The 11820-nt window shown below is 39.5% G+C and carries 10 protein-coding genes; all 10 read left to right on the top strand.

The genetic code is table 11. From position 1 onward, the window contains the following. The first annotated feature begins 102 nt into the window (after positions 1-102). The 10 genes from pyrR to pyrE all read left to right on the top strand — a co-directional run bounded on the left by pyrR (position 103) and on the right by pyrE (position 11693). The gene (gene pyrR / locus I589_RS09445; protein WP_010767671.1) at positions 103-642 is read left to right on the top strand and encodes a bifunctional pyr operon transcriptional regulator/uracil phosphoribosyltransferase PyrR; all 540 of its coding nucleotides are present in this window, start codon (positions 103-105) and stop codon (positions 640-642) included. Positions 643-644: 2 nt separating this feature from the next. Then, positions 645-1937 (top strand): solute carrier family 23 protein, encoded by a 1293-nt coding sequence (locus I589_RS09440; RefSeq protein WP_010767672.1) that lies wholly within the window; start codon positions 645-647, stop codon positions 1935-1937. 14 nt (positions 1938-1951) lie between these two features. Beyond that, complete coding sequence (locus I589_RS09435) at positions 1952-2878, top strand: aspartate carbamoyltransferase catalytic subunit (protein WP_010767673.1); 927 nt, start codon at positions 1952-1954, stop codon at positions 2876-2878. 10 nt (positions 2879-2888) lie between these two features. Then, complete coding sequence (locus I589_RS09430; protein ID WP_010767674.1) at positions 2889-4172, top strand: dihydroorotase; 1284 nt, start codon at positions 2889-2891, stop codon at positions 4170-4172. Then, positions 4173-5252, top strand: a complete 1080-nt coding sequence (locus tag I589_RS09425; protein WP_010767675.1) for a carbamoyl phosphate synthase small subunit — start codon at positions 4173-4175, stop codon at positions 5250-5252. It begins immediately after the preceding gene. A gap of 1 nt (position 5253) precedes the next feature. Next, positions 5254-8439, top strand: a complete 3186-nt coding sequence (gene carB, locus I589_RS09420) for a carbamoyl-phosphate synthase large subunit (RefSeq protein ID WP_010767676.1) — start codon at positions 5254-5256, stop codon at positions 8437-8439. A 200-nt stretch (positions 8440-8639) separates the two neighbouring features. Continuing rightward, positions 8640-9422, top strand: coding sequence for a dihydroorotate dehydrogenase electron transfer subunit (locus I589_RS09415; protein ID WP_010767677.1), 783 nt, complete (start codon positions 8640-8642; stop codon positions 9420-9422). Next, positions 9419-10345: a dihydroorotate dehydrogenase gene (locus tag I589_RS09410; protein WP_010767678.1), complete on the top strand. Its 927-nt coding sequence runs from the start codon at positions 9419-9421 to the stop codon at positions 10343-10345. Before I589_RS09415 ends, I589_RS09410 begins: the two co-directional genes overlap by 4 nt. Further along, a complete protein-coding gene (gene pyrF, locus I589_RS09405; RefSeq protein WP_010767679.1) occupies positions 10345-11064 on the top strand; it encodes an orotidine-5'-phosphate decarboxylase in 720 nt (239 codons plus the stop codon). Before I589_RS09410 ends, pyrF begins: the two co-directional genes overlap by 1 nt. Next, entirely contained in the window at positions 11061-11693 is a 633-nt protein-coding gene (pyrE, locus tag I589_RS09400; protein ID WP_010767680.1) for an orotate phosphoribosyltransferase, read from the top strand. The genes pyrF and pyrE overlap by 4 nt, the downstream gene beginning before the upstream one ends. Positions 11694-11820: the final 127 nt, after the last annotated feature.

The following is an 11820-nucleotide window of genomic DNA, read 5'->3' as shown; positions in this document are numbered from 1 at the left end:
GACTTATTCTATAGACGTGTATACCCAAAAGTCCGAAACCATCCTCCTACCTTCACAGGTAGGAGTTTTTTTTTGCACAAATAATAATTGGAGGGAATTGCCATGCAAGGAAAAGAAGTTGTAGACAATATCACGATGAAACGAGCATTAACAAGAATTACCTACGAAATCATTGAAAGAAATCGCGGGGTACAAGATATTGTGCTGATTGGGATTAAAACAAGAGGAATCTATATTGCTCAAAGAATTGCTGAACGTTTGAAACAATTGGAGCAAATTGACGTTCCTGTTGGGGAGCTTGACATTACCTTATACAGAGACGATCAAAAAAGTGAGCCTCAAGATGAACCAGAACTTCACTCTTCGGATATTCCATTCTCACTTGAAGGAAAAGAAGTTGTTTTAGTTGATGATGTACTCTTTACAGGACGTACCATTCGTGCAGCAATGGATGCCATTATGGATTTTGGTCGTCCTACGAAAATTTCTCTTGCAGTTCTTGTTGATAGAGGGCATCGTGAATTGCCAATACGTGCTGATTATGTTGGAAAAAATGTCCCAACTTCAATGAATGAGGAAATCATTGTTGAAATGGAAGAATTAGATGGACAAGATCGAATCTTGATTACAAAAGGAGCGTAACTATGTCAGACAAAACAGAATTTAAGAATCCAGATGCAGTATTAGATATACATGATGTACCAAAACCTGCACAATGGTTGGGATTAAGTTTACAGCATCTCTTTACCATGTTTGGAGCAACCGTGTTGGTACCTATCATGGTGGGCATTGATCCAGGGATTGCATTAGTCAGTTCAGGACTAGGAACACTCGTTTATCTAACCGTCACAAAAGGGAAGATTCCTGCCTATTTAGGAAGTAGTTTTGCCTTTATCGCAGCCATGAAGATGCTGATGAAGACAGATGGCTATCCGGCAATTGCTCAAGGGGCGATGACAACTGGACTTGTTTATCTTGTTGTAGCTCTGATTATTAAAAAAATTGGTTCTGCTTGGCTAGATAAAATTTTACCGCCAATCGTTGTAGGACCAGTCGTTATGGTTATCGGACTAGGGCTTGCAGCAAATGCAGCAAGCAATGCCATGTATAGTGATGCAGCCAATCAAGTATATGATTTTAAATATGTAGCTGTCGCCTTAATCACCTTAGGATTAACCATTTTCTTCAATATGTACTTAAAAGGATTTTTAGGACTCCTTCCCATTTTACTAGGAATTATTAGCGGATATATTGTCGCTTTACTTTTTGGGATTGTTGATGTAGATCTAATTAAAAATGCTCCTTGGTTTGCCTTACCAAATTTTGAGGTTCCTTTCATTCAATATGAACCTAAGTTATACCTTGGTGCAATTACAACAATGGCGCCCATTGCATTTGTTACCATGACAGAGCATTTTGGTCATTTAATGGTCTTAAACAAATTAACCAAACGAAATTTCTTTGAAAACCCAGGCTTGCACAAAACCTTGATGGGCGATGGGCTGGCACAGATTGTTGCCGGGTTTGTCGGAGGACCTCCTGTAACTAGCTACGGAGAAAATATTGGTGTACTTGCCATCACACGTGTTCACAGTGTATTTGTTATCGGAGGAGCAGGAGTTCTTGCTATCTGCCTAGGATTTGTGGGAAAACTGAGTGCCTTGATTTTAAGTATTCCTAATCCAGTCATCTCAGGAATCAGCTTCGTATTATTCGGAGTGATTGCTGCAAGTGGATTAAAGATTCTCATTGAAAACCAAGTAGATTTTGATAAGAAAAAGAACTTATTGATCGTATCAGTAATATTAGTCATCGGCATTGGTGGTTTAATTTTCCAAGTGGGAACATTTACACTATCTGCGATGGCCTTAGCAACAGTACTCGGGATTTTATTAAACTTAATCTTGCCTGAAACTTCACGTAGCGAAGAAAATTAAGAGGGGGAATACTCATGATTATCCAATCAGAAAGAATCAGCTTAAAACATCTTTTAACCATTGAAGCACTGACCGACCAAGAGGTAATGGGCTTGATCCGACGCGCGCAGGAATTTAAAAATGGTGCCCAGTGGACGCCTCAAAGAAGACAATATTTTGCAACAAATTTATTTTTTGAAAATAGCACACGTACACATAAAAGCTTTGAAGTAGCTGAAAAGAAGTTAGGATTGGATGTGATTGAGTTTGAAGCAAGTACAAGCTCGGTCCAAAAAGGAGAAACATTATACGATACAGTATTAACTATGTCTGCTTTGGGCGTTGATATTGCAGTCATTCGACACGGAGCAGAACATTACTATGAAGAATTGATTCAAAGTAAAACAATTCAGTGTTCAATTATAAACGGTGGAGACGGAAGTGGTCAGCACCCTAGCCAATGTTTATTGGATCTAATGACCATCTATGAAGAATTTGGGTACTTTGAAAACTTAAAGGTTGCCATAGTTGGTGATATTACACACTCGCGTGTTGCAAAATCAAACATGCAAATGTTAAAGCGCCTAGGAGCCAAAGTCTATTTTTCAGGACCGTCAGAATGGTATGACAACGAGTATGAAGTTTATGGACACTATTTACCTCTAGATGAATTGTTGGACAAGGTCGATGTGATGATGATGCTTCGTGTACAGCATGAGCGTCATGACGGAAAAGAAAGCTTTTCAAAAGAGAGCTATCACCAAGAGTATGGACTAACAGTTGATCGAGCAAAACAGCTGAAAGAAAAGGCAATTATTATGCATCCCGCACCTGTTAATCGTGATGTTGAGTTAGCTGATTCATTAGTTGAAGGATTACAATCACGAATTGTAGAACAAATGAGTAACGGTGTATTTACTAGAATGGCGATACTAGAAGCGATTCTAAATGGAAAGGCATAGGAGGAAAAAAATGAAGACACGTATTAAAAACGGACAAATGGTTGTAAAAGATAATCAATTAGCACCTGTAGAAATTTGGATTGAAGAGGGCATTATAAAAGCTATCGGAACGGATTTTTCTTCTCTGTCATTTGATGAAGTCATTGATGCAAAAGAGCAATTAATTACACCAGGACTTGTAGACGTACATGTTCATTTAAGAGAACCAGGATTTACGTATAAAGAAACGATTAAAGCAGGGAGTTTAGCAGCAGCGCATGGTGGATTTACAACAGTTTGCGCCATGCCAAATCTAAATCCTGTGCCAGATACTGCTGAAAAATTATCTGCTATTTATGACATCATAAAAAAAGATGCAGTCGTTAAAGTACTTCAATATGCCCCTATTACTGAAGAATTACGTAGTGAGGTTTTAACAGACCAAGCTGCTTTGAAAAAAGCAGGCGCATTCGCCTTTACGAATGATGGCGTAGGCGTGCAAACCGCGGGAACTATGTATTTAGCCATGAAAGAAGCAGCAAAGCAGAAAATGGCCTTAGTCGCTCATACAGAAGATGAATCTCTGCTGTTTGGCGGTGTAATGCATGAAGGAGCGGTTTCTAAAAAACTAGGTCTTCCGGGAATTCTCAGCTCAACTGAAGCTTCACAAATCGCCCGAGACGTTGTATTAGCAGGTGAAACTGGGGTTCATTACCATGTCTGCCATGTTTCAACAAAAGAAAGTGTCCGTGTCATACGAGATGCAAAAAAGGCAGGCATCAACGTAACAGCTGAGGTTTCTCCTCACCACCTGCTTTTAATTGATGAGGATATTCCTGAGGATAATGGCTTTTGGAAGATGAATCCGCCATTACGAGGAAAAGAAGACAGAGATGCGTTAATTGAAGGATTGTTAGATGGATCAATTGATTGTATTGCAACTGACCATGCTCCTCATGGTTTAGAAGAAAAAAATCAAAGTTTTTTACAAGCACCTTTCGGAATTGTCGGAAGTGAAACAGCTTTTCAACTAGTGTATACACATTTGGTGAAACCGGGAATTTTCACCTTAGAGCAAGTCATTAACTGGATGTCGACAAAACCAGCTGAACTGTTCCATTTATCTGCTGGCACTTTACGCGTAGGACAGGCTGCAGATATTGCTATCTTTGATATTCGTAACGAAACGGTCATTGATGAAAAAGAATTTGAATCCTTGGGTGTGAACACGCCATTTGTTGGATGGAACATCTTCGGAGAAACACTATACACACTTGTAGACGGAAAAATTGTCTGGAAGAAGGAGGAAAAGTAAATGAAACGACTATTGATATTAGAAGACGGAACAGTCTTTGAAGGCAAAGCTTTTGGCGCGGAAGCCAATGTTTTTGGAGAAATCGTCTTTACAACAAGTATGACTGGTTATCAAGAAACCATAACAGACCAAAGTTTCAATGGTCAAATTATCACATTTACTTATCCGATGGTAGGAAATTATGGCGTCAATCGGGATGATTACGAATCAATCGCGCCAACCTGTAAAGGGGTTGTTGTAAAAGAGCATGCTCGTCTGGCAAGTAACTGGCGAAAGCAAATGACTTTAGATGAATTCTTAAAACGCAAAGGAATTCCGGGAATTTCAGGGGTGGATACACGTGCACTAACACGGAAAATTCGTGAGGTTGGAACAATGAAAGCAAGTATTGTTGATGCAGGAGATGAGTTTACACACATTTTTGACCAACTAAAAGCAACCGTACTTCCAACAAATCAAGTTGCACAAGTGTCCACTACAAAACCCTATCCAAGCCCTGGCACTGGACGCAATGTCGTGGTGATTGACTTCGGGTTGAAACACAGCATTTTACGAGAATTATCAAAGCGTCACTGTAACTTAACGGTTATGCCTTACAACACACCTGCACAAACCATTCTTGACTTATGTCCAGATGGAGTCATGTTAACCAATGGACCAGGAGATCCAAAAGATGTGCCCGAGGCCATCCAAATGATAAAAGAAATTCAAGGAAAAGTCCCCATTTTTGGTATCTGCCTTGGTCATCAATTGTTTGCCTTAGCAAATGATGCGGATACGTACAAAATGAAATTTGGTCATCGCGGATTAAACCATCCCGTACGAGAAATTGCAACAGGAAGAATTGATTTTACTTCTCAAAATCATGGCTTTGCAGTCAATGAAAAAACAATTGATCCAGAAAAACTAATGATTACCCATACAGAAGTCAACGACGGAACTGTTGAAGGGATTCGTCATCGTCGCTATCCTGCGTTTAGTGTCCAGTTTCACCCAGATGCAGCACCTGGACCTCATGATGCGATTCACTTATTTGATGAATTTATGGAAATGATGGATGCCTGGAAGGAGCAATTATAAGATGCCAAAACGTACAGATATAAAGAAAATTATGGTGATTGGTTCTGGACCAATCATTATTGGACAAGCTGCAGAATTTGATTATGCTGGAACACAAGCATGTCTTGCGCTAAGAGAAGAAGGCTATGAAGTAGTACTGGTTAACTCAAATCCTGCTACAATCATGACGGATAAAGAAATTGCTGATAAAGTTTACATCGAACCCATTACTTTGGAGTTTGTTTCTCGAATTTTACGAAAAGAAAAACCAGATGCACTATTACCCACACTTGGCGGTCAAACAGGATTAAACATGGCGATGGAACTTGCTGAGTCTGGTATTTTAGACGAGCTTGAGATTGAACTTTTAGGCACAAAGCTCTCTGCAATCGACCAAGCAGAAGATCGTGATCTCTTTAAACAGTTAATGGAAGATTTAAATCAGCCCATTCCTGAGTCAGAAATTGTCACAACTGTTGATGAAGCCCTTGCCTTCGCTGCGAAAATTGGCTTTCCAGTAATTGTTCGTCCTGCCTTTACTCTTGGCGGAACAGGTGGCGGTATGTGTGATAACGAGGAGGAGTTACGCCAAATAGCAGAAAACGGCTTGAAGCTTTCTCCAGTGACTCAATGTTTGATTGAACGAAGTATTGCAGGATACAAAGAAATTGAATATGAAGTCATGCGTGATTCTGCTGATAATGCAATCGTTGTTTGTAACATGGAAAATTTTGATCCTGTGGGCATCCATACAGGCGATTCTATCGTATTTGCCCCAAGTCAAACCTTATCCGATCACGAATATCAACTTCTTCGCGATGCATCGTTAGCCATTATTCGTGCATTGAAAATTGAAGGGGGCTGTAATGTTCAGCTCGCATTAGACCCGCATAGCTTTAATTATTATGTGATTGAAGTGAATCCTCGAGTATCTCGTTCTTCTGCATTGGCAAGTAAGGCAACAGGGTATCCCATTGCAAAATTAGCTGCAAAAATCGCAGTGGGCTTAACATTAGATGAAATGAAAAACCCAGTTACTGGAACTACCTATGCAGAATTTGAGCCTGCTTTAGATTATGTAGTGGCAAAAATTCCTCGCTGGCCGTTTGATAAGTTTGAAAAAGGGGAACGTCGCCTAGGTACACAAATGAAAGCAACTGGTGAAGTAATGGCGATAGGAAGAAACATTGAGGAATCCTTATTAAAAGCCGTTCGCTCCTTAGAAATTGGCAGCTATCATATTGAAATTGATGAATTCCAGCAAGTAGAAGATGATGTTTTAATGGAGAAAATTGTCAAAGCACAAGACGATCGATTATTCTATCTAGCAGAAGCGATTCGCCGAGGCTATCCAATTACCGAATTAAGCGACTTAACAAAAATTGATTTGTTCTTCTTAGATAAGCTCCTTCATATTATTGAATTAGAATCGGCGTTAGAAGATACGCCAAATGAGTTGGATTCCTTAAGAGAGGCCAAACAAAATGGCTTTACAGATAAAAAAATAGCCGATTTATGGCAAACTACGGAAGCTTCAGTAACTGCCTTTAGAAAAGCCAATAACCTATTGCCAGTCTATAAAATGGTGGACACCTGTGCAGCTGAATTTGAGTCTCAAACTCCTTATTTCTACAGTACCTATGAGTTTGAAAATGAAAGTATTCGCTCTGAAAAAGAATCGGTTTTAGTTCTTGGTTCGGGTCCTATCCGAATTGGTCAGGGGGTTGAATTTGACTATGCAACGGTTCACTCTGTCAAAGCCATTCAAGCAGCTGGATATGAAGCGATTATTATGAACAGTAATCCTGAAACAGTTTCTACAGATTTCTCTATCTCTGATAAATTATACTTTGAGCCGCTAACTTTAGAAGATGTCATGAATGTTATTGCTCTTGAACAACCAGTAGGGGTAATCGTTCAATTTGGTGGACAAACAGCGATTAATTTAGCGGAGCCACTTGTCAAACAGGGAGTCAAAATTTTAGGAACGAGTATTGAAGATCTTGATCGTGCGGAAAATAGAGACTTATTTGAACAAGCCTTAAATGAGTTAGAAATTCCTCAGCCTCCTGGTGACACAGCAACAAGTAAAGAAGAAGCTGTAGCTGTAGCCAATAAAATTGGCTATCCAGTTCTTGTTCGACCTAGCTATGTACTTGGTGGACGAGCGATGGAAATCGTGGAAAACCAGCAAGATTTGGAAGATTACATGGTTCATGCCGTGAAAGCTTCTCCAGAGCACCCAGTATTAGTTGATAGCTACTTGTTGGGTCGAGAATGTGAAGTCGATGCCATTTGTGATGGTGAAACAGTCTTGATTCCTGGAATTATGGAGCATATTGAACGTGCCGGAGTTCACTCGGGAGACTCAATGGCGGTATATCCTCCACAAACCTTATCTAAGGAAATTCAAGCAACTATTGCCGAATATACCGAAAAACTTGCGTTAGGATTAAATTGTATCGGGATGATGAACATTCAATTTGTCATTCATGAAGAAAAAGTCTATGTCATTGAGGTCAATCCACGAGCAAGTAGAACCGTCCCATTTTTAAGTAAAATTACTGGCATTCCAATGGCTCAAGTAGCAACGAAGGCGATTCTTGGTGAGTCTCTAAAAGAAATGGGCTATAAAAACGGATTATATCCGGAAAGCCAGCAAGTACACATTAAAGCACCCGTCTTCTCATTTACAAAACTTCAAAAAGTAGATACGTACTTAGGCCCAGAAATGAAGTCAACAGGCGAAGTGATGGGCTCCGATGTCAGTCTAGAAAAAGCATTATATAAGGCCTTTGAAGCATCAGGATTGCATTTACCAAGCTATGGTGCAGTATTGTTTACTATTGCAGATGAAACAAAAGAAGAAGCACTTCATCTAGCAAAACGCTTTTATGAAGTTGGTTATAGCCTTTTGGCAACAAAGGGGACTGCCGCTTATTTCAAAGAGCATGGGTTGGATGTGAAAACTGTCGCTAAAATTTCTGAGTCAACCGAAAAAACAGATGTCGTTGATTTAATTCGCAGTGGGGAAGCCCAAGTAGTGGTTAATACAATGGACAAAGACAGAAGTCATTCATCAAAAGACGGCTACACTATTCGTCGAGAAGCGGTTGAGCATGGCGTACCATTATTCACCTCATTGGATACAGCAGACGCCATTTTGCGAGTACTTGAATCCCGAGCATTCTCAACACAAGCGATTTAAAAATATCAGAAAAGCAACAGGTCAGGAGTTACCTTATTTTTCCCTGAGATTAAGATGTACACGTCCGAAATACAACTGGTCAGTTATTTTCAGATGTCCTAAACTCTTAATAAATCACGGAAAAGCAGTAACTCCTCAGACTCTGCTTCTCCACTTATTTTAGATAAACCTCATACATAACTGAGAAAAGGAGCATGAAAATGAAACAAGAAATGATGAAAATTGTCAGTCAAAAGCAACTGGCACCTAGAATTTTTGAGCTTACCTTAACTGGTGAGCTAGTAAAAGAGATGGGTACACCTGGTCAATTTATTCATATTCGGGTTCCTAGAGCTGATTTACTTTTGCGTCGACCAATTAGCATCAATCATATTGATGCTGAAAAACAGACTTGCAGGATTATTTATCGAGTAGAAGGTGAGGGGACAAAAGAATTTTCACAGCTTCAATCAGGCGATTTACTAGACGTAATGGGACCATTAGGTAACGGATTTGATCTCACAGGGCTAAATAAAGGCGATATTGCTTTTATTGTCGGAGGGGGTATTGGCATTCCTCCCTTATATGAGCTCTCAAAGCAATTACTCAAAAAAGGAGTGACACCAATTCATTTTCTGGGTTATGCTTCTAAAGAGGTCATGTATTACCAAGAAGAATTTGAAGGTTTAGCTGAAACAAGATTTGCTACAGATGATGGAAGCTTCGCTCACCATGGTCATGTCGGCCATTTATTAGAAGAAGCTGTCCAAACGATTCCCCCTGCTGCTGTTTTTGCTTGTGGGGCAAATGGCATGTTAAAAGCTGTTGAATCTCAGTTTAAAGAACATCCAAATGTTCAATTGTCTCTGGAATCAAGAATGGCTTGTGGAATGGGGGCTTGTTACGCCTGTGTTTGCCATGTTAAAGATGATGAAACAGGAAACAAGAGTGTGAAAGTCTGTGATGAAGGACCTATATTTAAAGCAGGGGAGGTTGTTTTATGAAGAATCGATTAGCGGTTCATCTACCAGGTTTAGACTTAAAAAATCCAATCATGCCCGCTAGTGGCTGTTTTGGTTTTGGTAAAGAATACAGTAAATACTACGATTTAAATCAGCTTGGTTCAATTATGATTAAAGCAACAACGCCTGAAGAACGTTTCGGAAATCCAACTCCTCGGGTAGCAGAAACACCTAGCGGCATGTTAAATGCTATTGGATTACAAAATCCTGGGCTAGATGTAGTGATGAATGAGATTTTACCTAGTCTGGAAGCTTTTGATACACTCCCAATCATTGCAAATGTTGCTGGGGCTTGTGAAGAAGATTATGTGCTTGTCTGTGAAAAAATCAGTCAAGCAAAAAACGTGAAAGCAATTGAACTAAATATTTCTTGTCCAAATGTAAAGCATGGGGGAATCGCTTTTGGAACAGACCCAGATGTTGCTTATGCATTGACTAAAGCTGTTAAAAAAGTTTCTCAAGTACCAATTTACGTCAAGCTTTCACCGAATGTGACAGATATTGTCCCAATCGCTAAAGCAATTGAAGCAGGTGGCGCAGATGGCTTTACTATGATCAACACCTTGCTTGGAATGAGAATCGATTTAAAAACACGAAAACCAATTTTAGCCAATCAAACAGGGGGCTTATCCGGACCTGCAATCAAACCTGTGGCCATTCGTTTAATTAACCAAGTAGCAAATGTCTCTAACTTACCTATCATTGGGATGGGGGGCGTTCAAACGGTTGATGACGTTTTAGAAATGTACATGGCAGGAGCAAGTGCTGTCGCTGTTGGAACAGCAAACTTTACGGACCCTTATATTTGTCCGAAACTGATTAATGAATTACCAAAACGAATGACTGAGCTTGGAATTGATTCATTAGAACAATTAATCCAAGAAGTAAGAGAGGGAAGAAAGTAATGAATACACGACCAATTATCGCCTTAGATTTTCCAAATCGAACAGATGTAGAATCTTTTTTAACAAACTTTCCTAAGGATGAATCCTTATTTGTAAAAATCGGTATGGAATTATTTTATCAAGAAGGACCAGAAATTGTTCGCTGGTTAAAAAGTTTAGGACATGACGTCTTTTTAGATTTGAAATTACACGATATTCCAAATACTGTTGAAATGGCGATGCGCAGATTAGCAGGTCTTGGCATTGATTTAACTTGTGTTCATGCAGCAGGTGGGGTGCAAATGATGGAAGCAGCACTTAACGGTCTTAAAAAAGGAACTCCTGAAGGACAAAAACGACCTTTACTTCTTGCTATTACGCAGTTAACCTCAACAAGCGAAGAACAAATGCATGAAGATCAATTAATTGAGGTTTCTCTTGAAGAAAGCGTGATTCACTATGCACAATGTGCAGCAAAAGCAGGATTAGATGGTGTGGTTTCTTCTGCATGGGAAGTCGCTCAAATTAAAGAAGCAACTCGTCCAGAATTCATCTCCTTAACACCTGGTATTCGACCTGCGGGAAGTGAAGTAGGAGACCAAAAGCGTGTGGTTACTCCTGGAAAAGCACGAGAAATCGGCTCAAACTTTATTGTAATTGGTCGTCCAATCACGCAGTCAGAAACACCTTATGAGACTTATGTACAAATCAAAAACGAATGGAATGGAGAACAAAAATGAGTGAAATAGCAAAAACAATTGCAAAAGATTTACTAGATATTAAGGCAGTATTTTTAAGTCCTACAGAACCGTTTACTTGGGCAAGTGGAATGAAAAGCCCAATTTATTGTGATAACCGTATTACAATGAGCTATCCAAATGTCCGAAAAGACATTGCAAAAGGGCTTGCTGAAAAAATCAAAACATCATTTCCTGATGTAGAAGTCATTGCTGGAACAGCCACTGCTGGAATTCCTCATGCTGCATGGGTAGCAGAGATTTTAGACTTACCGATGGTTTATATTAGAAGCAAAGCAAAAGATCACGGAAAAGGAAATCAGATTGAAGGACGTATTTCAAAAGGACAAAAAATGGTAGTTATTGAAGATTTAATTTCTACTGGCGGAAGTGTTCTTGAAGCCTCAGAAGCTGCCAAGCGTGAAGGAGCTGATGTCTTAGGCGTAGCAGCTATTTTCACCTACGAACTCCCAAAAGGCAAGGCGAACTTTGACGCCTATCATACACCATTAGTTACATTGACAAACTATTCTACCCTTATTGATGTAGCCTTAAACTCTAAGTATATTAATGAAACTGAATTAAAACTTTTAAAAGACTGGAAAAATGATCCAGAAAATTGGTCAAACTAGTCTTTTAAGAAAAATCAAAGCAAGACGTTTAAAAGACTGGAAGCTCAGAGGAAGAAATCTCGCCCTATTTTGTTGGGCGCCTGATTTTGTTCTTCTGTTTCTGTCTTTTTTTCTCTCAAGGATTATC

This window comes from Enterococcus phoeniculicola ATCC BAA-412, from assembly GCF_000407505.1.
GTDB lineage: Bacteria > Bacillota > Bacilli > Lactobacillales > Enterococcaceae > Enterococcus_K > Enterococcus_K phoeniculicola.
This window is presented reverse-complemented; position numbering and strand designations above follow the sequence as displayed.

What these genes read in the sequence shown, in the direction of transcription:
- I589_RS09440 (WP_010767672.1), top strand. Translation starts at nt 645, where the DNA reads ATGTCAGACAAAACAGAATTTAAGAATCCAGATGCAGTATTAGATATA.
- I589_RS09430 (WP_010767674.1), top strand. Translation starts at nt 2,889, where the DNA reads ATGAAGACACGTATTAAAAACGGACAAATGGTTGTAAAAGATAATCAA.
- carB (WP_010767676.1), top strand. Translation starts at nt 5,254, where the DNA reads ATGCCAAAACGTACAGATATAAAGAAAATTATGGTGATTGGTTCTGGA.
- pyrF (WP_010767679.1), top strand. Translation starts at nt 10,345, where the DNA reads ATGAATACACGACCAATTATCGCCTTAGATTTTCCAAATCGAACAGAT.
- I589_RS09425 (WP_010767675.1), top strand. Translation starts at nt 4,173, where the DNA reads ATGAAACGACTATTGATATTAGAAGACGGAACAGTCTTTGAAGGCAAA.
- pyrR (WP_010767671.1), top strand. Translation starts at nt 103, where the DNA reads ATGCAAGGAAAAGAAGTTGTAGACAATATCACGATGAAACGAGCATTA.
- I589_RS09435 (WP_010767673.1), top strand. Translation starts at nt 1,952, where the DNA reads ATGATTATCCAATCAGAAAGAATCAGCTTAAAACATCTTTTAACCATT.
- pyrE (WP_010767680.1), top strand. Translation starts at nt 11,061, where the DNA reads ATGAGTGAAATAGCAAAAACAATTGCAAAAGATTTACTAGATATTAAG.
- I589_RS09415 (WP_010767677.1), top strand. Translation starts at nt 8,640, where the DNA reads ATGAAACAAGAAATGATGAAAATTGTCAGTCAAAAGCAACTGGCACCT.
- I589_RS09410 (WP_010767678.1), top strand. Translation starts at nt 9,419, where the DNA reads ATGAAGAATCGATTAGCGGTTCATCTACCAGGTTTAGACTTAAAAAAT.